A 20,594-nucleotide genomic window follows, 5' to 3' on the forward strand; every position below is an offset into this window, starting at 1 on the left:
CGCCGGCTCTTGCCGCCGCGTTGTTCGGTGCGGGAGGAGGGGCTGCCGAACAAAGACCGGCGGCGGTCGAATGCCTGTGGTGGCCGGACAGGCCACGGCGGATCCGGGCCTCGCCATCGGGGGAGGGGCCCGGTCCGCCGTCCTCGCCGCTCTGAGGGGCGGCAGGCTGAAGGGGAGTCATGTACGGACGAACTCGCGTACGGCGCCTGGCCGTCGGGCTGGGCGCGGTCGCGCTCACGGTGGCGCTGGGGGCAGCGGCGCAGCCCGCCCCGCAGCGTCCGGCGACCGCCGCCGAGCGGTACGGGTGGGGCGATCCCCTGCCGGAATGGTCGGACGAGTTCGAGTACGGCTCGGAGTCCGACCCCGCGGTGCCGGACCGCGGCAGGTGGCGCCTCGCGGGCGGCGGCCCCGGCGAGTGCTGGCCCGGACACGGCGGCAACGGCCGCCGCTGCGAAGAGCGGACGCGCGTCGTCGGCCACGTACTGCGCATGACGGGGCGGGAGGACGGCGACTCCGGCTGGCTGGCCTCGGCGTACGGCCAGCGCTACGGCCGGTGGGAGGCCCGCGTCCGCTCCCGTGCCACAGCCGCCGACAACGGGCGGCAGTACCACCCGCTGCTGATCCTGTGGCCGGACTCGAACGAGCACCCTCGGGACGGCGAGTACGACTACCTGGAGAACGGCGCGCCGGGTGAGCAGTGCGCGGAGGCCTTCCTGCACTATCCGCACTCCGAAGAGGTGCCCGTGCAGCAGGAGTTCGCGCAGAAGTGCGGTGTGGACCTCTCGCAGTGGCACAACGTCGCCGTCGAGTGGACGCCGGACCACCTGCGCGGATTCGTCGACGGGGAGGAGTGGTTCCGCTTCTCCGGAGGCGCCGGCGAGGACCGCGACTGCATCCAGTGCGCGCCGTCCATGCACCAGACGATCCAGCTCGACAACTTCCACGGGTCCGGCATGCAGAGCGCCGTCTACGAGGTGGCGTGGGCCCGTGTCTACGACCTGCCGGACAACGAAAACGCGAGGTGATCTGCCATGACCGATTCCCAGTTCCCGACGTCGAGTCCGGCCGGCGGGACGAGTCCGGCCGGTCCGTCCAGCCAGGCCGGTGCGTCCGGCCCGGACGGTGACGGTCCCGCTGCCGTGGCCGGCCCGTCCGGTGGTCCCCTGGCCGAGCCCGTGAAGCAGATGAAGCAGCGCATGCCCGGAGCGGTCGTCGGCGTACTCGTGATCGTCGGCCTGCACGCGCTGATGACGGTCTTCGGCGCCTGGGCGGTCGTCTCCGAGAACTACAGCAAGCAGGAGCACAACCAGGAGTTGATCATGCCGATGGGCGCGGCCTGGGGGGTGGCGGCGGTCAGTGTGGGGCTGGCGGCGTTCACGCTCCTGTGCGTCGCGCTGGCACGGACGCGCCGCCCCTGGATCCGCGTGGTGTTCGCCGTCTGGCTCGGCTTCCTCATGGTCGCCGAGTTGCTGGCCTTCATCGTCTCCGTGGGCTTCGGGGCGCCCAACACCGGTGCCCTGCCTGTCCTGTTCATCGACGCCGTCGGCCTGTGGACGGTGCTGGGCGACACGGCCCGCGAGTGGTTCCTCACACCTGCGAGGCCTGCGGACACGCCTCCGGACGGCTGGATGTCCGACGACCCCGACGACCTGGACGGGGCGTACGGCCCGGCGTCCCGGAACGGCTGACCGCCGTCGGACGCGCCAGCCGCATCGACGGCTGGACGCCGGGCCGAGCCCGGGGGCCGGACCCCGAGCCCGGCGGCCGGTCGGCCCATTGAGGACCGGCGTACCCGCGGCACGGTTCAGGGCAGCCGCGGGTACGCCCTCTCGGGACGGCTCATGCCGGTGAACGGAAAGTCCGTCACTACCGCGGAAGAGGCGATTCATAGACGGCGCCTATCACCTCATCAAAGAGAGCTCTTTGACTCCGGCTGTTCCCCGGCCTGACGCTGTAAGCACCGCACACAGGTCGTTACGCGGACAGAGCAGCCGAATTCGCGCCTGCCTGTCCGCGTGCGGTGTGCCGCGTGTGCGGAAGCCATGGCAGGGCGAATCCGAGGCACGTACCGGAGAGGGGCAGAGCAGGGGGATGCGCGAGAACGAGGACCCGGACGACGAGCTGTCCGTCACCCCGCCCAAGACATGGGCGACGGGCGTGCCCGGCGTGACCAACGCCCTCCGCTACTCGCTCGGCCAGACCTCGGCACGCCGCACCGCGCTCACCCTCCTGAACGTCAACCAGGCCGGCGGGATCGACTGCCCGGGCTGCGCCTGGCCCGAGCCGCCGGGCAAGCGGCACAGGAACGAGTACTGCGAGAACGGCGCCAAGCACGTCACGGACGAGGCCACTTCGCGCCGCGTGACCGCCCGCTTCTTCCGCGAGCACTCCGTCTCCGAGCTGGACCAGAAGTCGGACTACTGGCTCAACCAGCAGGGCCGTCTGACGGAACCCATGGTCAAGCGCCCCGGGTCGGACCATTACGAGCCAGTGAGCTGGGACGAGGCGATCGGCCTCCTTGCCCGCGAACTGCGCGCTCTCGCCTCCCCCGACGAGGCGCTCTTCTACACCTCCGGACGCGTCAGCAACGAAGCCGCGTTCCTGCTGCAGCTCTTCGCCCGCTCCTACGGAACGAACAACCTGCCGGACTGCTCCAACATGTGCCACGAGTCGAGCGGTTCGGCGCTTCAGGAGACGCTCGGCATAGGCAAGGGCAGCGTCAGCGTGCAGGACATCCACGACGCGGACCTCGTCTTCGTCGTCGGTCAGAACCCGGGCACCAACCATCCCCGGATGCTCTCCGCGCTGGAGGAGACCAAGCGCAACGGCGGCCGGGTCGTGGCGGTGAACCCCCTGCCCGAGGCGGGACTTCTGCGGTTCAAGCACCCGCAGAAGGTCAGGGGCGTGCTCGGGCGGGGCACCGACATCGCCGACCAGTTCCTGCAGATCCGGCCCGGCGGCGACCTCGCCCTCTTCCAGGCGCTCAACCGGCTGCTGCTGGAGGCGGAGGACGAGTCACCGGGGGAGGTGCTCGACCACGGCTTCATCGACGCCCACAGCACGGGCTTCGCCGAGTACGCCGCGCACGCGCGCCAGGTCTGCTGGGACGACGTCCTCACGGCGACGGGGTTGACCCGCGAAGAGATCGAGGAGGTGCACGCCCGCGTCCTGGGCTCCCGGAAGGTGGTCGTCTGCTGGGCGATGGGGCTGACGCAGCACAAGCACGGAGTGCCGACGATCCGCGAGATCGTCAACTTCCTGATGCTGCGCGGCAACATCGGCAGGCCGGGCGCCGGGGTCTGCCCCGTGCGCGGCCACAGCAACGTACAGGGCGACCGCACCATGGGCATCTGGGAGAGGATGCCGCAGCCCTTCCTCGACGCCCTGGGCCACGAGTTCGGCTTCACCCCGCCCGCCCGGCACGGACTGGACTCCGTGAACGCCATCAGGGCCATGAGGGACGGCCGGGCGAAGCTGTTCGTCGGAGTCGCGGGGAACTTCGTACGGGCCAGCCCCGACAGCGAGGCGACCGAAGAGGCCCTGCGCCGCTGCCGGCTGACGGCGCACATCTCCACGAAGCTCAACCGGTCGCACACCGTTTGCGGGGAGACGGCGCTGATCCTGCCCACCCTCGGCCGCAGCGACCGCGACTTCCAGGCGGCGGGCGAGCAGTTCGTCACCGTCGAGGACTCGATGAGCGAAGTGCACGTCTCGCGAGGCCGCCTGGCTCCCGCGTCGCCGCACCTGCTCAGCGAGGTGTCCATCCTCAGCAGGCTGGCACGGGCCACGCTCGGAGACGGAACGCCCGTCCCCTGGGAGGAGTTCGAGGCCGACTACGGCACGATCAGGGACCGCATCTCACGAGTCGTGCCGGGCTTCGAGGACTTCAACGCCCGTGTTGCGCGACCCGGGGGCTTCAAGCTGCCCAACCCGGTGAACGAGAGGAAGTTCGACACCCCGAGCGGCAAAGCGGTCTTCACCCGCAACGAGTTCACGATGCTCCAGGCACCGGAGGGGCATCTGCTGCTGCAGACACTGCGCTCGCACGACCAGTGGAACACCGTCCCGTACGCGATGAACGACCGCTACCGCGGCATCCACAACGCCCGCAGGGTCGTCCTCGTCAACCCCGGCGACCTCGACGAGCTGGGCATCGCGGACCGCTCGGAGGTCGACCTCGTCGGCGTCTGGCACGACGGCGTGGAACGGCGGGCCAAGGGGTTCCGCGTGGTGGCGTACCCGACGGCCCGGGGCTCCGCCGCCTCGTACTACCCGGAGACCAACGTCCTCGTCCCGCTGGACAGCGTCGCCGACATCAGCAACACGCCCACGTCGAAGGGCGTCGTCTGCCGGCTCGAACCCGCCGGGAGGTGACGGGCCTGCGCGCCGGACACCGTGCCGTGCCGCGCACGCCCCGCTCCCGCTCCCGGCGTCAGCCCGGAGGCGGCCGCTCACCACGCCCCTGGTGAGCGGCCGCCTCCGCCGCTCGCTCCGCCAGAGCGTTCAGCACACCTTCGTGCGCCTGGTCCACCGAGATCGTCAGCAGCACGTCCGCTGACGGCCCGTCGGCGGTGGCGGCGAACTCGAAGAAGGAGCAGCAGTCGCTCTCCCGCTCCGCCAACTCCCGTACCCGCGAGGCGCTTTCGGTGCCGCCCGGCAGCCGGAGACGCACCTGCGAGGGGCTGTGCCGCGACGGCGCGGCCACCTGCGTGGCGAACAGACCGTCCCACTCGGCGAGCCGCAACGGGCGCTCCTCGGTGGGCAGCGTGCACGCCTCGGGCACCCAGCCCGGCTCGGGCGCCGGCCCCGTGCCCGCGTCCGGCGTAGCCGTTGGCATCGGTTCCCTTCGCGGCTGCGGTTCCGGTTCCGTCACGGGCGGTCTCCTGTCGTCACAACCGGCTCGGGGGCCGGGCGGCGGTCTGCGGCGGGTGGGGTCAGCGGTCTGCGGTACGAGGTGAGCGTCAGAGGTGGGCGAGCAGGGCGTCGAGCGGGGCGGGCGTGGCGTGCGGGGCGAGGGCCTCGACGAGGACGCGCCCGTAGTGGATCTTCCGCCCCTTCTTCGTGCCGAGGAAGCGCCGCAGCTGCTGCTGAGGGGCGCGGCCCCGCTGTGCGGGCTGGCGGAGGAAGGTCTGCAGGGCGCGCGAGTCGCCCTCCGCCCGGATGAGTTCCTCGACGCGTTCCACCCCCAGCGCGCGGATGAGTTCGTCCTCCAGGTCGGCCGCGCAGACGAAGAACCGCTGTCCCGCCGCTCCGGACCGTTCCAGGCCGCGGGCGTAGAAGCGGTGCTCCGCCTCGTCGCACAGGCCCGTGAGCCGGAGTCCCAGGCCGGGCGGGCCGAGGAGCTCGGCGAAGCGTCCGACGCTCATCGCGCCGCCCATCGGCACGACGCAGACCCCTTCGGCCGCGAGGTTCCGGCCACGGCAGGCGGCCAGTGCGTTCACTGCCGCTGCGTCGCTCAGCCCTTCGAGGAGCACCGCTGTCCGGACGGGCGCCTGCGCGGCCAGCTCGCGTGCGCGGTCGCCCGGGCCGCCGGCCGCCCAGCGGATGACCGCCTCCCGGAACGAGTCCACGTCCGCGACGTCCGCCACGCCTCCGGCGCCGTCCGGCTCCGCGTCCGTGACGTCGGACCTGCGAGCTGTCTCTGCCATGGGACGAGTCTCCGGCCTTTCCTCCGGCCGCGGTAGGCGATTTCCGCCCGGACGGTCCGGAAGGCCGGAGCGGACGGGCCGGTGTCCGCCGCGTTCAGAGAGCGACGACCGTGACCTCGGTGGCTTTGACGCTGGTCCACACGCCGGTGCCGTCGCCGAGTTCGAGCTCGCTCGCCGCCTGGGGCGTGATCTCCGCGACCAGTTCGGGACTCTCGTCCGAGTCGACCACCACGCGGAGCCGGCTGCCGGCCGCGGTGATCTCCCGGACCGTTCCGCGCCATACGTTGCGCGGGCTGCCCGTCGGACGCCGCCGGTGCAGCGAGACGGCCTCGGGGGCGATGATCGCCAGTGTCCGCGCCCCCTCGGTGACGGGGTCCGCGACGACGAGGGTGCCTCCTCCGGCGAGGGAGAGCGTCCCGTCCGGAGCCGCCTTCCCGGGCCAGGCGTTGCTGCCGAGCATCCGCGCCACCCAGGGGGAGCGGGGATGGCGCGAGACGTCGCCCGGCGTGCCGTCCTGCAGGGCCCGGCCGCCGTCGAGGACGAGCACGCGGCCGCCCAGGGAGACGGCCTCGACGGGGTCGTGCGTGACCAGCAGGCAGACTCCGCCGAAGCCGTCGAGGTGCGTCCGCAGGGTGTGGCGGACCTGCGCGCGGGTGGTCTGGTCGAGCGCGGCGAGGGGCTCGTCGAGGAGCAGCAGCCGGGGACGCGCCGCCAACGCCCGTGCCAGCGCGACGCGTTGGGACTGACCGCCGGAGAGCTGCGCGGGCTTGCGGTGGGCGAGATGCCCGACGCCGAGCCGGTCCAGCCAGTCCTGCGCGGCGCGTGCTGCCTCGTCCTTCCGCGTGCCCTGGGCGCGCAGCCCGTAGGAGGTGTTGGCGAGTGCGGTGAGGTGCGGGAGGAGCGCCCCGTCCTGGGGCACCCAGGCCACTCCGCGCCGGTGCGGGGGGAGCGCGGTGACGTCCGTGTCGCCGAGGCGGAGCTGCGCGTGGGCGCGGGTGGTGAGGCCCAGCAGCGCGCGCAGCAGGGTCGTCTTGCCCGCCCCGTTGGGACCGACCACGGCGATGGTGGTGCCTGCCGGGGCGTCGAGGGTGAGGTCGTTGAAGCCCGTGACGTCAGCGTGCAGCGAGCACTGCCGTTGCGGAGGCGCTGCGGCCGCAGCCGGGGGGCTGTCCGTGACCGGAGCGGGCTCCGGGCCCTCCGCCGGCTGACGGGCGCGAGCGGGCCGGGTACCGCCGGCGGCGCCGGCCCAGCGGCCCCGGAGGGCGACGAGTACGGCCATGGCGACGGCGAGCAGGAGCAGGGAGACGGAGGTCGCGGCCTCCGGTTGCTCCTGCAGGAGGAGGTAGACCTGGAGCGGGAGCGTCTGCGTCGCGCCGGGGAGGTTGCCGGCGAACGTGATGGTCGCGCCGAACTCGCCGAGCGCCCGTGCCCAGGTGAGGGCGCTTCCCGCCGCCAGACCGGGGACGGCCAGGGGCAGGGTGACGGTGAAGAACACCCGTACAGGTGACGCTCCGAGGGAGGCAGCGGTCTCCTCGTAACTCGTCGGGAGCCCGGTGATGGTCCCTTCGAGGCTGATGACCAGGAACGGCATCGCGACGAACGTCGCCGCGACGACGGCTCCGGCGGTGTGGAAGGGCAGAACGATCCCGAGGTCGTCCTCCAGCCAGGGGCCGAGCAGGCCGCGCCGGCCGAACCCCAGCAGCAGGGCGACCCCGCCCACGGTCGGAGGCAGCACCATCGGCAGCAGGACGAGCGAACGCACCAGCGCCTTGCCGGGGAAGCTGACGCGCGCCAGGAGCCAGGCCAGCGGGACACCGAGCACCAGGGACGCCGCGAGCGCCCAGCCCGACACCACCAGCGACAGGCGCAGCGCCGTCAGGACGCCGTCGCTGGACAGGTGCGCGCCGAGCTCGCCCCACTCGGTACGGGCGAGGATGCCGGCCAGCGGCAGCAGCAGGAACGCGACAGCGAGCAGCGCGGGCACCGCGAGGACGGCGGGGGGACGCGTGCGGGCGCGCGTCCCGGGCGCGGAGAGGCGGCTCATCGGCGGTTCCAGGTTTCGTACGGGACGGGGACGGTGGCGGCGTCGGTGCCGGCGTGCGGCTAGGGCTTCTGGAAGCCCGCGCTCCGCAGGAGCTTCTGCGCTTCGGCGGTGCTCAGCCACTTCACGAAGTCGGACGCGGCCTCCGCGTTCTCCGACGACTTGAGCGTGGCGGCGGGGTAGGAGGCGACGGCGTTCTGCCCGTCGGGGATGCCGACGGCGTCGACCTCGCCGGGGACGGTGGCGGCGTCCGTCGCGTAGACGAGGCCCGCGTCGGCTTCCCCGAGCACCACCTTGCTCAGTACGGCCCTTGCGTTCGGCTCCTCCGAGACGGCCCGGACGCCGGCCTTCCGGGCGTCCAGCACCTGGCGGCTGTAGCGGCCGACCGGTACCTCCGGCGCGGCGAGTACGACCTTCAGCCGCTCGTCCGCGAGGTCCCCGAGACCGCCGATCTTCTTCGGGTTGCCCTCGCCGACCGCGATGACCAGCCGGTTCTTCGCGACGACGGTGGGAGTGCCGGTGTCGGATTCCAGCCCGTCCATGGTCTTGGTGTCCGCCGTGACCAGCGCGTCCGCGGGCGCGCCCTGTTCGACCTGCGCGGCGAGTTCCTGTGAACCGGCGAAGGAGAACTTCACCCGCGCCCCGGGGTGTTTCCGTTCGTATGCCTTACCGGCCTTCTTGAAGACGTCGGTGAGGGACGAGGCGGCGAGCACCGTCAGGTCGCCGTTCGGCGCACCGCCCTTGGCGCCGCCGTCCGTCCCGCCGCTGCCGCAGCCGGTGAGCAGCACGAGGAGCGCCGCGGCGAACGCGGCGGCGGACCGTCGCCGTATGACCGTGGAAGACATGGCTGCGGATCTCCTCGGAGTGGTGCGGCGGCGGTGCGACGGGCGGTGAGGGCGTGACGGGCAGGGGGACGCATGCGGGCGTACTGCCCGTGGCCGTACGGCCTGGGGAAGGCGCGCGGTCCGGCCGCCACGGCGTCCGAGGCGGGTGTGCTCAGGCACGGTCGATGTGCACGTTGGTCGACTTCACGCGGGCGGTGGCCTGCATGCCGACTTCCAGGCCGAGTTCCTCCACGGCTTCGCGCGTCAGCAGGGACACGAGCCGGTGAGGGCCTGCCTGGATCTCCACCTGCGCGGCCACGTCGCCGACCTTGACGGCGGTCACGATGCCCGGGAAGGCGTTGCGGGCCGAGGTGTACGGCTCGTCGTCCTCCCCGGCGCCGCCCTGGCCGACCTCGACGGAGAAGGCGGCCAGGTCCCTGCCGTCGATGAGGCGGCGTCCCCCTTCGTCGCGGTGGGTGGCGACCCGCCCCGCGTCGGCCCAGCGGCGAGCGGTGTCGGGACTGACGCCCAGCAGCCGGGCCGCCTGGCCGATCGTGTAGCTCTGCATGCCCGCAAGGTATGGCTTCGGTGCCGCATCTGCAAGATGTCGAGCGGTATCCGCATGGCAACAGCGGCGTAAATCGCGCACACCAGCCGCAGTTGCGACGGCTGAGCGCGGCGGGGGAGGCCCGCAGTCGGTACGCGGGGCCCTGTACCGGTGCGCCTGGCGTCGTCTCTGGACTGCGCTCGGGGGCCGGGGACATGCTGAGGCATGCTGCTTCGCCAGTTGGAATACCTCGTCGCCCTCGCCCGGGAGCGGCACTTCGCCCGCGCCGCCGCGGCGTGCTTCGTCTCGCAGCCCTCGCTGTCGGCGGGCATCCGGAAGCTGGAGAGCGACCTGAACGTCCCCGTCGTCCAGCACGGGGCCCGCTTCGAGGGGCTGACTCCGGAGGGCGAGCGCGTCCTGCACCGGGCCCGGCGCATCCTCCACGAGCGCGACGCACTGCACCAGGAGCTGTCCGAGATGCGGGGGCAGCTGACCGGGACCCTGCGGCTGGGGGCCATTCCGACCGCCATGACCGTCGCGTCGCTGCTGACGACCCCGTTCTGCGAGCAGCACCAGCAGGTGACGGTCGCGCTGGAGTCGCTCTCCTCTCGCGACATCATGCGGAGGTTCGCCGAGTACGAGATCGACGCGGCCCTGACCTACCTGGACGACGACGCCCTCCAGGGCGTGCGCAAGTTCCCCCTCTACGAGGAGCGGTACCTCCTGCTCACCCCCGTGGACGGGCCGTGCGCCACGCAGACGGAGATCGGCTGGGCGCAGGCAGCCGAGCTGCCCCTGGTGCTGCTCTCGCGGAGGATGCGCAACCGCCGCGTCCTCGACGAGTTCTTCGCCGCCGACGGTTCTGCGGCATCACCCGCCGTGGAGACCGACACGGTCGACGCCCTCTACGCGCACCTCGCCTCCGGCCGCTGGTCGAGCGCCATCTCCCACGCCTGGCTCCACATGTTCGGCATCCCCGCCGGCATGCGGGTCGTACGTCTGAGGGACCCGGAGGGGGCACGCCGCCCCAGCGTCGGCCTGGTCGTCGCGGCACACGAGCGCGACTCCGCGATGGCTCGCGCCCTGCTGGAGGTCGCGGGCGGAGCGGGAGTCCACGACGCGCTGGACGACCTCCTCAGGGCCCACCTGGAATCCTGAGAGCCGGCCCGGCGGGGCGGTCCGCCTGGCTCGGCACGGGCGGCACGGGCGGCACGGCCGATGGGGATTCTCAGCACAGTTGCGCCGAAAGTGCCTGATATTGCCATCTTGGGTACGTCACCGATGACGGCGGCCGGAGGCGGGTCCGCGGGCGGGCCGAACGGCTGCTCGCGGCAGGTCCGAGCGAGGAGATGCGTCATGACGCGGATCGGCATCACGGGGCACCGGAGCATCCCCCGGGCCGCGCGGCCGGAGATCCTGCACCGGCTCGTCAGCGAGCTGAAGGCTCCGGCGGACGAGGCGCTGAGCTGCCTGGCGGACGGCGCCGACCAGCTCTTCGCCGCCGTCGCCGTCGAGGCACGCGTTCCCCTCACCGCCGTGATCCCCGCCGACGACTACGAGGAACACCTGGGGAGCGCCGCCGCCGTCGCCCGCTACCGCCGGCTTCTGGCGTCCTGCACCCGCACGGTGCGGATGCCCTACCGCGTCAGCGGCCCTCCGGCGTACGCGGCTGCCGGCCACTGGATCGTCGACCACGTCGACCACCTCATCGCGGTGTGGGACGGCCTCCCGGCACGCGGCCTGGGCGGTACCGCGCAGATCGCCGCCTACGCGCGCGAGGTGCACGTCCCGGTGACGGTCGTCTGGCCGCAGGGCGTCGTCCGGGCCTGAGCCCCGGTGGCGCTCACGCGCTGCCGAACTGGGCCAGCCAGTCCGTGTGCTGCGGCGACACCAGCCGCTCGACCTCCGCGACGGCTTCGGCCCAGCGCTCCTCGCCGTGCTGCTCCTCGCCCGCCGGGAGCTCCTGCATGCTCGTCCCGGCCACGTCGAGCTCCTGCCAGATCAGCCGGTGCGCGTAGGTGAGCGGCTGCTGGCGCCGCATCTCGCTCCAGGCGACCGCCGCCGCGGCGCATGCGGAGCACAGTCCGGTCAGGTCGTCGCCGATCATGCCGGCCGCCTTGACGACCGTCGAGAAGAAGGCCAGGAGCGTGAGCAGGGCGATGACGCTCGACCAGACGGCCGCTGAGCGCTGGGACCGCTCGGATTTTCCGCCGTACCATGCCAGTTGCTCCTGGACGCGGTCCCGCAGGTATATGTCGCGGCGGCTGAGGAACGACTTCTGCCGTACCCTGCGCATCGCCTCCGTGATCTGCCCTTCGCCGGCCGACTGAGGTCCGCAGCGCGCGGTGTCCCAGCCGGCCCTGCGTAACTCCCGCAGCCCGTCCTCGAGGCGGGTGGCGAACAGCGCGTCCGGGTTGGGGGTCCCGATCCGGAACTCTCCGCCGCCCGCCATGTAGAGCCAGCAGAGGCTCTTGACCATCTCGGCGGCCGCGCGGTGGGCGTGGTGATGGACGCGGGCCCGCCTCCGGCTCGTGTGGATGCCGGCCCCCAGCGCCAGCGCATATGCCGCGGCCGCCAGCCACGCCCCGGGCGACCAGTCGGCCCAGTTGGCCACGGCGGATATGAGGGTGGCGAGCAGCAGCAGGGAGAGCTGTGAGCGGACCGCCTTCACGGCCTCGCTCTGGCGGTGGACGGCGAGGCGGTCGTTGGCCAGGTACAAGGGGGCAAGATCGTTAGCATCGAAGGTCGTTCGGGGAGCGACGGGAGCCACGGGCAGCCTCCAGTCCGTCAGGTCGGCCTCGGCGAAAATCTGCTCTCGTTGCGAACGTGCATGACGTGCCGTCAGCCCCTAGGATGCGAGCAAATATCCCGCCAGCACACACGAGAGCAGCGAGCCATGAAGCCATGTGTGGTTACGAACACCGTCGCTGCGACCAAGCGGCTGGCGGCCCTCCATGCGATCGACCCCCGTGCTGCCGCTGTCCGCCGGACGACTACACGGCTGCTGCAGGTCTCCGGTTCGGGACCTCTGAAGTCCGCCACCTTCAACTCGGCCGTCTGACACTTCACTTGAGTCCGTCGGTACCGTGACGCCAGTCCGGGTCCGCCGGTCCCGACACGACGCCGAAAAAAAGTGTCTTCCCTCCTGGCATGGCCGTTAAACGCGCCCTAGGGTGTGCCGGTGTCAACCGCGCTCCGGCAGTTAGTGCTCAAGATCCACAGCAGATGCGATCTCGCCTGCGACCACTGCTACATCTATGAGCACGGCGACTCCACCTGGGCCTCGCTGCCGAAGGTGATGTCGGAGGAGACGGCCGCCCGTGTGGCCCGGCGCTTCTCGCAGTACGCCGTGGACCAGGGGCTGGAGGAAGTCCTCGTCATCCTCCACGGCGGTGAGCCGCTTCTCGTCGGCCCGCGGCGCATGCGGGCCATCTGCGAGCGGCTGATCGAGGAGCTGTCGCCCGTCACCTCGCTCGACCTGCGGATCCACACCAACGGCGTCACGCTGAACCGCACATTCCTGCGGCTCTTCGACGAGTTGGGCGTGAAGGTCGGGATCTCGCTGGACGGCGACCGGGCCGCGAACGACAGGCACCGGCGGGACCGGCGGGGCCGCAGCAGTTACGACCGCGTGCTGCGTGCCGTGGAGTTACTGAGCGAGCCCGAGTTCCGCCATCTGTACCAGGGGCTGCTCTGCACGGTCGACGTCGCCAACGATCCCGTGGCCGTCCACGACGCGCTCGTCGCGCTCGATCCGCCCAGGATCGACTATCTGCTTCCGCACGCGACGTGGGATCACCCGCCCGGCCGCCCCGTGACGGTCTCAGGGCGCGAGGAGACTCCCTACGCCGACTGGCTGCTGGCCGTATTCGACCGGTGGGACGAGCAGGGGCAGGCCACGCCCGTGCGCCTCTTCGACTCCGTCCTCTCCACCCTGCGGGGCGGTCCGAGCCTCACGGAAGCCTTGGGGCTGGAACCGTCCGACCTGGCCGTCGTGGAGACGGACGGCAGCTTCGAGCAGGCGGACTCGCTGAAGACGGCCTTCGACGGCGCCGCCGCGACCGGATACGACGTCCACCGGCACGGATTCGAGACGCTGGCCGCGCACCCGGGGGTGCTGGCCCGACAGACCGGCATCGACGGGCTGGCGGCGGAGTGCCGCTCCTGCCCGGTGGTCGACTCCTGCGGGGGCGGCCTGTACGCGCACCGCTACCGCAGCGGCCACGGCTTCCGGAACCCGTCCGTATACTGCGCGGACCTGAAGTCGCTTATTCAAGGCGTGGCCGAACGCGTGACCAGCTGGGACACGTCGCCGGTGGTGCGGAGCGACGACGAACTCGCCTACGAGCAGTCGGTGCTGAACCGCACCGTGCTCGCCGGGCTCGAACCGGAGGGGCCGGTGTGGGAGGCGTTCACCGCGCTCGACGCCTCCCCGGCCGGAGCGGCGGGACTCGACGACGTGCTCCGCTACCCCTACGTCCGCGGTGCTCTCCTTGCGGCGGCCGCCGGACGCGGCGCCGGCGCCGCCCGGCTCGGTGCCACGGCCGTGGCTGCGGCGGTGCGCTCCCGGACCGAGGTGAGGGTGTCCTGGCGAGGTCAGGGGCCCCGGTTGCACCTGCCGTCCCTCGGCACCCTGACCCTCGGCGGAATGAGGGGCTCCCGCGGAGGCGGAGCGGCGGTCGAGGGCCGCATCGAGGTGGTCGTCCACGGCGACGGCCGCACCCTCGACGTCCGGGACGAGGACGCGGGGGTCAAGAAGACCGTGGTGCTCCGCCAGGGCGAGGACGCCTGGCGTCCGCTGGAAGTGCTCCACGACGGGGTGCTCCTCGACGACGCCGACCCCCACCGCGACTGCTTCGGCGTTCCCGACGCCGGGCGCCTCAGCGAGGCGGAGCGCGAGGCGTTCTCCGGGCTCTGGAAGGAGGCGCGGCGCCTCCTCGAGTCGCGGGTGTCCGGGCAGACCCGCAGGGTCGTCGCGGTGACTCCGCTCCGGCCGGGTACGGGCGTTCATCTGTGCCTGCACGGTGAGGGCGCTCTCGGCGTCGGCATCGACACGTCTCCCGAGGAGCTGGCGCTGGAGGTCTTCCGCGCCACGCGGCAGGGCTGGCTGAGGGCGCTGCGGGAGTGCACGGATCTGACGCTCGTCGGAAGCCCCGCGGGGCAGCTGCTCGACGAAGCCGACCGGTCCGCCGCCGAGGCGGTGTTCGCCTGGTCGCCCGGCGACCGCGACCACGCCCGGGACAACGCCGGCCGTGCCCTCGACGCGATCGAGTCCGGCCACCTCACGGGCAGCGGACGTGAGGTCGCCGCCCGGCTGCGCGCGGAACTCGCCGCGGGACGCTGTGGCTGACCACGGCACCCCCCGCACGGTCCCGGAGTTCGTGTCGTTCCTGGCCGGGTCGGGCGTCGCAGCGGGAGGCACGCTGCTCGTCCACGCCTCCCTCAGCGGAATCGGCATGACACCCGCGGACGTCCTCACGGCCCTCCGCGCCGTCCTCGGGGCCCAAGGCACGCTGGTGGTCCCCGCGTTCACGCCCGAGAACTCCGACACGTCGCAGGCGTACCTGGAACGCACCGCGCACATGTCGCCCGCCGAGCGGGAGGCCGACCGGGCCGCCATGAAGCCGTTCGATCCGCGGACGACGCCCTGCCCGGCCATGGGGGCGCTCGCCGAGCACGTGCGGTGCGCACCGGACGCGTACCGCAGCGCGCACCCCCAGTCGTCGTTCGCCGCCGTCGGCGCGCGGGCCGCGCAGCTCATGGACGGGCACGACCCGGAGTGCCACCTGGGAGAGCGTTCGCCGCTCGGGAAGCTGTACGAGGAGGATGCTCAAGTGCTCCTGCTGCGTGCCGACTTCGGGCAGTGCAGCGCCTTCCACCTGGCCGAGTACAGGGCTCGGCCCCACCCGCCGACGCGCTCGTACCGCTGTGTGGCCGGGAGCCCGGGGCGCTGGGTCACGTACCGGGACGTCGTCCTGGACGACAGCGATTTCACGGCTATCGGATCCCGGATGCAGGGACGCCTCGTCACCCGCCGTGTCCTGCGGGGAAGGCCCGTCTCACTCTTCGGGTTGCGCGACGCCGTCGACCACGCATGCAAGGACATGCTCGCGCATCGCCGATGAATGTCTTGTATTAAGCGGCCACCGTCCCCGAATCATCGGGCACATTAGGTATCCGATCGTGGCCAGGGGGGTGTATGGAGGCGGGGGACGGCGGGACGCGACGCATGCCGCAACAGACGGAGGAGGGCCCGTACTTCTTCCTGAGCTACGCGCACACGCCTGCCGACCCCGACGGCCCCGACCCCGACCACTGGGTACGCGTCCTGTTCAAGGACCTGTGCCGGGACATCCTCCAGCTGACCACGCTGCCGGGCGCCGCCGACGCCGGGTTCATGGACAGGCAGCTGCGGGCGGGGGACGGCTGGCCGGACAAGCTGAGCCAGAACCTCGCCGGCTGCCGGGTGTTCGTACCGCTGTACGCGCCCCGGTACTTCAGCAGCATGGAGTGCGGGCGGGAATGGTATGCGTTCAACGACCGCGTACTACGCGCCCGGCGCACGGGCCAGGGCGACTTCTCGGCCATCGTGCCCGCACTGTGGACTCCCGTCCCGCTGAACGACTTACCGGAGCCCGCCCGGCACATCCACGTCGACCACGCTGAGTACGGCACCGAGTACGCACGTGACGGGTTCTACGGGCTGATCAAAGTGAAGCGCTTGCACGACGCCTACTCGGAGGCCGTCTTCCGTCTCGCCCGGCGCATCGTCGACGTGGCGCGGACGTCCTCCCCGCCCCCGTGCGAACCCCGCGACTACGAGTCCACACCCAGCGCCTTCAGACCGCAGGGCAGCAGCGCCCGCTCCATCCACATCACCGTCGCCGCGCCCACGCGCTACACCCTGCCCGAGAACCGGACCCCCGCGCCGTACGGGACGACGGCACAGGAATGGGGCCCCTACCAGGAGACGACGCGGCCCCTCGCCAAGGTCGTCAGCGAGCAGATCCGCTCGCTCGACTACCAGTTGAGCGTCTCCGACTTCGACGAGCAGGCCGCGGCGGACTCGCAGGGCGCCTCGGCGGGCGCCGACAGGCCGAACGTCCTGCTGCTCGACTTCTGGGCGCTCGGCGACGAGGGGCGGCGCCGCCGGCTCGCCGCCTACGACGCGACTGCGCAGCCGTGGACGAGCATGGTCGTGCCGCGCTGCGGCGACGACGTGCAGAACCGCGGCGAGGAGGGCGAACGGCTCTTCAGATCCGTCGCCGACACCCTGCCCACCCTCACCGCGCGGGGCAAACTCTCGGGCTGCCGCACCGCCGTCGACGGAGTGCCGACGCTGGACGCCTTCAGCCACGTGCTGCCGAAGGTCGTCGCCGAGTCGGCCAACCTCTTCTTCACCCACGCCAAGGCTCACCCGCCGGCCGGGGAGCGCATGCCGCGCCCCCGCCTCACCGGCCCCACACAGTGGGAGCCGGACGGAGAGCCACCGCCGTCACTCGCGCCTGGAGGGTCCGCATGAACGCTGCCCGCGACGGACGCATCATCACGTTCTACTCGTACAAGGGCGGCACCGGGCGGACGATGGCGCTGGCCAACACCGCCTGGATCCTCGCCGCGAGCGGCAAGCAGGTGCTCGCCGTCGACTGGGACCTGGAGGCCCCGGGCCTGCACCGCTTCTTCCACCCCTTCCTCGACTCGAACGTCCTCGGAGCGACCAGCGGCGTCATCGACATCATCACGGAGTACTGCTGGCAGGCGACGACGAGCGGGCCCCGCACCGGCCCCTGGCACCGGGACTACGCGCGCGTCGAACCGCACGTCGTCTCCCTCACGCCCGAGCGGCTGGGGTGGCGGTTCCCGAAGGAGGCCACCCTCGACTTCCTCTCGGCGGGCCGGCAGAACCGCGAGTACTCCGCGAGCGTGTCGTCGTTCGAGTGGGACAACTTCTACGAGCGGCTCGGCGGCGGCCTGTTCCTCGACGCGCTCCGCGCCGACATGAAGGCCCACTACGACTACATCCTCATCGACTCCCGCACCGGGCTGTCCGACAACGCCGACATCTGCACCATCCACATGCCCGACCTGCTCGTCGACTGCTTCACGCTCTCCGATCAGGCCCTGGACGGCGCCGCCGCGATCGCCCGCAGCGTCGAGGCCGGGTACAGGGGCCGTCCCATCCGGGTGCTGCCGGTGCCGATGCGGATCGACGAAGGAGAGAAGGAGAAGGTCGACGCGGGCCGGGCGCTGGCCCGCCTGAAGTTCGACGGGCTCCCCAGGGGACTGACGGGGGAGGAACTCACCACCTACTGGGGCGCGGTGGAGATCCCGTACCGGCCGTACTACGCGTACGAGGAGACGCTCGCCACGGTCGGCGACGAACCGGGCGTCGCCAACTCGCTGCTCTCCTCCTTCGAGCGGCTCACCGCGGTCCTCACCGACGGGGAGGTGACGTCGCTGCCGGCGGTCGCCGAACAGGTGCGGCTGCGGTGCAGGGACGCCTTCCTGCGGAGGCGCCCCCACACCCCCACGACCGAGGTCACGCTCGTCTACGTCGCCGAGAACCGCATGTGGGCGGACTGGATCGAAGCCGTCCTCACCCATGCCGGGTGCCACGTGACGCAGCGGGACCTCTCCTACGAGCAGGCCGGAGGCACGCCGGCCACCGGGGGGCCCGAGGCCAGGACGCTGGTGCTGCTCTCGCCGTCGTTCATCAAGTCCCGCTGGGCGCAGGCCGCCTGGCGTTCCCTGACACACGCCGGGGACCCCGGGAACCCGGACCACCGGCTGTATCCGCTCCGCATCGAGGACGCGCGGCTGCCCGCCGCGTACCAGGAGTTCAACCCCGTCGACCTCAACCGCGCCGACGAGCAGCAGTGCATCGCCGCGCTGCTGCGATGCGCCGGCCTCATGCCGCAGGCGCTGGACGGGGCGAGCCCCGGACCGCGCTTCCCCGGCAGGGTCCCGGCGGTGTGGAACGCTCCGCTGCGCAACACCACCTTCACCGGACGCGACGAGGTGCTCGACCAGCTCCGCGACCAGCTCGCCGGCGGTGTGTCGGCCGTCCTGCCGCAGCCGCAGGCGCTCTACGGCCTCGGGGGCGTCGGCAAGACGCAGGTCGCCATCGAGTACGTGCACCGCTTCCTCGCCGACTACGACCTGGTGTGGTGGATATCCGCCGAGGAGACGGAGCAGGTCGTCGCCTCGCTCGCCGAACTCGCCGCCAGGCTCGGCGCCCCCGCCGACGACATGGCCCTCGCGTGCTCCGAGGCCGTCCGCCTGCTCAGCCGCGGCACCCCCACCGAACAGTGGCTGCTCGTCTTCGACAACGCCGACGACCCCGCGCAGCTCACCCAGTACTTCCCCGCCGCGGGGAGCGGCCACATCCTCGTCACCTCCCGCAACCAGGCGTGGGCGCAGCACGGTGCCTCCCTCCCCGTCGACGTCTTCCGCCGCGAGGAGAGCGTGGAGCATCTGACGCGGCGTGCACCCGCGCTGAGCACCGGCGAGGCGGAGCAGGTGGCCGCCACCCTCGGCGACCTGCCGCTCGCCGTGGAGCAGGCGGCGGCGTGGCTCGCCGAGACCGCCAGCCCGGTGGACGAGTACCTCGCCCAGCTCGCGGCGCAGACCGTCGAGGTGCTGGCCCTGATGAACAGGGCCCCCAGCTACCCCGAGTCGGTCGCCGCGACGTGGAACGTCTCCATCGCCCGTCTCAGGGAGCGCTCACCGGCGTCCGTGCGCCTCCTGCAGCTGTGCGCCTTCCTGGCTCCCGAGCCCATCTCGAACCAGCTGCTCTACAGCAGGGAGATGATCGAGGCGCTGAAGCCGTACGACCCGGCGCTGCAGGAGAAGCTCGTCCTGGGGCGCGTCATCCGGGAGATCGGCCGGTTCGCGCTGGCCAAGATCGACCAGATGGGCAACAGCATCCAGGTGCACCGGCTCGTCCAGGCCATCATCCGCTCCCAGCTCAGCGAGGAGGAGCAGCGGGAGGCACGGCACGTCGTGCACACCGTCCTGTCCAGCGTCAGACCGGACGAGGACGAGCCGATCGACGACCTCGGCACATGGCCGCGCTTCGACCTGATCTGGCCCCACCTGGGGGCGTCCGACGCCCGGCACTGCGTCGAACCGGAGACGCGCAGGCTGCTCATCGACCGCGTCCGCTACCTGTGGAAGCGCGGCGACTTCCCCAGTGCCCGCCATCTCGCCGAGGACCTCATCGAGGACTGGCGCGGGCTGCTCGGCGAGGACGACGTGCAGTACCTGTACCTGCGCGGGCAGCTCGCCAACATCCAGCGCTCCATGGGCCTCTACGTCGAAGCCCGGCAGATCGACACGGACCTGCTCGACCGGCAGAAGGACGTGCTGGGCGACAGCCATCCGCACGCCTACGTGACCACCTCCAGCCTCGCCAGCGACCTCGCAGCGCTGGGCGAGTACCAGGAGGCAGTCGAGCTGGCCCGCCAGGCGCACGAGGGCTTCGGCCAGATCTTCCACGACTCCCATCCCCGTACCCTGTCCGCCGCCAACAACCTGGCACTCGCGCTCCGGATGGTCGGCCGCTTCGGCGAGGCCCGCGCGCTCGACCAGGACGTCCTGGACCGCCGCGTCGAAGTCCTCGGCCCGGAGCATCCCTACACCCTCGCCTCGGCCGCGGCCCTCGGCCGGGACCTGCGCGAGGTCGGCCGCTACAGCGAGTCCACGGCGCTGCTCTCGCGGACGTACGAGTCGCACAAGCGCATACTCGGCAAGTCCTTCCCCGGCACCCTCGCCTGTGCCAAGTCGCTCGCGGTGTCGTTGCGCCGCGACGGGAAGCTGGAGGACGCCCGGCGCCTGACGCAGGCCACCCAGGCGCACTACCGCGCCCAGTACGCCACCCCCACGCCCGCCAGCCTGGCCTGCGACCTCAACCTGGCCGCGGACCTCTTCGCCGCCGACGACCGCGAGGCCGCGCGCCGTGTCGCCGAGGAGGCGCTGGCGGAGTACATCAAGGTCCCCGGCGAGGAGCATCCGTACACCCAGGCCGCGCTCAACAACCTCGGGGTGTTCCACTGGGGCTGCGGCGACGCGGCGAAGGCGTCGCAGCTGCTGAAGCGTGCGTGGGAGCGGATGACGGAGGTGCTCGGGGACCAGCATCCCCACACCCTGTTCTGCGCGGTGAACTACGCCAACGCCCTTGCCGACGGGGGGGAGCTGGAGGAGTCGCGGGCCCTGGAGGCGACCGCCGTGACCGCCCTGCGGAGCACGCTGGGGCCGCACCATCCGGAGACGCTGGGCGTCATCACCAACCAGGGCCTCACCCTGGCCGCGCTGGGACTCCCGGGCGAGGCGCACCGGCTGCGTGAGGACGCGCTCAGCGAACTGCGGCTGCTGCTCGGCGAGGACAGCGGCATCCTGCAGGTCGCGTCGGACGAGCGGCGGATCTACCGCGACCTGGAGCCACTCGCGGTGTGAGTCCCGGCGGGACGGGCCCGCGCACGACCGCGCCGACTGGCCGGGAGGAGGGTGGCGGCCCGCGACGGGACGCCGCCGTC

Annotated in this window: 16 protein-coding genes; 10 read left to right on the plus strand and 6 right to left on the minus strand. The window is 72.1% G+C overall.

Going from position 1 to position 20,594, the window contains the following annotated elements:
• Window positions 1-179: 179 nt before the first annotated feature.
• From IEY56_RS14875 to IEY56_RS14885, 3 genes are all read left to right on the plus strand, one after another.
• Entirely contained in the window at window positions 180-1,025 is an 846-nt protein-coding gene (locus IEY56_RS14875) for a glycoside hydrolase family 16 protein (RefSeq protein WP_189037662.1), read from the plus strand.
• A 6-nt stretch (window positions 1,026-1,031) separates the two neighbouring features.
• Window positions 1,032-1,688, plus strand: coding sequence for a hypothetical protein (locus tag IEY56_RS14880; protein WP_189037663.1), 657 nt, complete (start codon window positions 1,032-1,034; stop codon window positions 1,686-1,688).
• A gap of 403 nt (window positions 1,689-2,091) precedes the next feature.
• On the plus strand, window positions 2,092-4,374 hold the full coding sequence (locus IEY56_RS14885; RefSeq protein ID WP_189037664.1) for an FdhF/YdeP family oxidoreductase: 2,283 nt from the start codon (window positions 2,092-2,094) through the stop codon (window positions 4,372-4,374).
• 58 nt (window positions 4,375-4,432) lie between these two features.
• On the opposite strand, the gene IEY56_RS14890 is transcribed toward IEY56_RS14885, so the two are convergent.
• The 5 genes from IEY56_RS14890 to IEY56_RS14910 form a co-directional block, all read right to left on the minus strand.
• Complete coding sequence (locus IEY56_RS14890; RefSeq protein WP_189037665.1) at window positions 4,433-4,837, minus strand: hypothetical protein; 405 nt, start codon at window positions 4,835-4,837, stop codon at window positions 4,433-4,435.
• A 124-nt stretch (window positions 4,838-4,961) separates the two neighbouring features.
• Window positions 4,962-5,570 carry a TOPRIM nucleotidyl transferase/hydrolase domain-containing protein gene (locus IEY56_RS14895; RefSeq protein ID WP_189037830.1) on the minus strand — a complete coding sequence of 203 codons (609 nt, stop codon included), beginning with the start codon at window positions 5,568-5,570 and terminating at the stop codon, window positions 4,962-4,964.
• Window positions 5,571-5,742: 172 nt separating this feature from the next.
• On the minus strand, window positions 5,743-7,692 hold the full coding sequence (locus tag IEY56_RS14900) for an ABC transporter permease (protein ID WP_189037666.1): 1,950 nt from the start codon (window positions 7,690-7,692) through the stop codon (window positions 5,743-5,745).
• Between the two features lie 59 nt (window positions 7,693-7,751).
• The gene (modA, locus tag IEY56_RS14905; protein ID WP_189037667.1) at window positions 7,752-8,534 is read right to left on the minus strand and encodes a molybdate ABC transporter substrate-binding protein; all 783 of its coding nucleotides are present in this window, start codon (window positions 8,532-8,534) and stop codon (window positions 7,752-7,754) included.
• A gap of 151 nt (window positions 8,535-8,685) precedes the next feature.
• On the minus strand, window positions 8,686-9,081 hold the full coding sequence (locus IEY56_RS14910; RefSeq protein ID WP_189037668.1) for a TOBE domain-containing protein: 396 nt from the start codon (window positions 9,079-9,081) through the stop codon (window positions 8,686-8,688).
• A gap of 204 nt (window positions 9,082-9,285) precedes the next feature.
• Between IEY56_RS14910 and IEY56_RS14915 the strand changes: the two genes are divergently transcribed.
• Window positions 9,286-10,218 (plus strand): LysR family transcriptional regulator, encoded by a 933-nt coding sequence (locus IEY56_RS14915; RefSeq protein WP_189037669.1) that lies wholly within the window; start codon window positions 9,286-9,288, stop codon window positions 10,216-10,218.
• A 198-nt stretch (window positions 10,219-10,416) separates the two neighbouring features.
• Entirely contained in the window at window positions 10,417-10,890 is a 474-nt protein-coding gene (locus IEY56_RS14920) for a hypothetical protein (protein ID WP_189037670.1), read from the plus strand.
• 13 nt (window positions 10,891-10,903) lie between these two features.
• Here IEY56_RS14920 and IEY56_RS14925 read toward each other — a convergent pair whose 3' ends face one another.
• Window positions 10,904-11,779, minus strand: a complete 876-nt coding sequence (locus IEY56_RS14925) for a DUF4231 domain-containing protein (RefSeq protein ID WP_189037671.1) — start codon at window positions 11,777-11,779, stop codon at window positions 10,904-10,906.
• 189 nt (window positions 11,780-11,968) lie between these two features.
• On the opposite strand from IEY56_RS14925, the gene IEY56_RS14930 reads away from it, so the two are divergent.
• The 5 genes from IEY56_RS14930 (at window position 11,969) to fxsT (ending at window position 20,514) form a co-directional block, all read left to right on the plus strand.
• Window positions 11,969-12,121: a hypothetical protein gene (locus IEY56_RS14930; RefSeq protein ID WP_189037672.1), complete on the plus strand. Its 153-nt coding sequence runs from the start codon at window positions 11,969-11,971 to the stop codon at window positions 12,119-12,121.
• Window positions 12,122-12,241: 120 nt separating this feature from the next.
• On the plus strand, window positions 12,242-14,410 hold the full coding sequence (locus tag IEY56_RS14935) for an FxsB family cyclophane-forming radical SAM/SPASM peptide maturase (protein ID WP_189037673.1): 2,169 nt from the start codon (window positions 12,242-12,244) through the stop codon (window positions 14,408-14,410).
• The gene (locus IEY56_RS14940) at window positions 14,403-15,185 is read left to right on the plus strand and encodes an AAC(3) family N-acetyltransferase (RefSeq protein WP_229711908.1); all 783 of its coding nucleotides are present in this window, start codon (window positions 14,403-14,405) and stop codon (window positions 15,183-15,185) included. The genes IEY56_RS14935 and IEY56_RS14940 overlap by 8 nt, the downstream gene beginning before the upstream one ends.
• Before the next feature lie 104 nt (window positions 15,186-15,289).
• A complete protein-coding gene (locus IEY56_RS14945; RefSeq protein WP_229711909.1) occupies window positions 15,290-16,582 on the plus strand; it encodes a TIR-like protein FxsC in 1,293 nt (430 codons plus the stop codon).
• On the plus strand, window positions 16,579-20,514 hold the full coding sequence (fxsT, locus tag IEY56_RS14950) for an FxSxx-COOH system tetratricopeptide repeat protein (protein WP_189037675.1): 3,936 nt from the start codon (window positions 16,579-16,581) through the stop codon (window positions 20,512-20,514). Before IEY56_RS14945 ends, fxsT begins: the two co-directional genes overlap by 4 nt.
• Window positions 20,515-20,594 lie beyond the last annotated feature (80 nt).

Source organism: Streptomyces daqingensis (assembly GCF_014645895.1).
GTDB classification, from domain to species: Bacteria; Actinomycetota; Actinomycetes; order Streptomycetales; family Streptomycetaceae; genus Streptomyces; species Streptomyces daqingensis.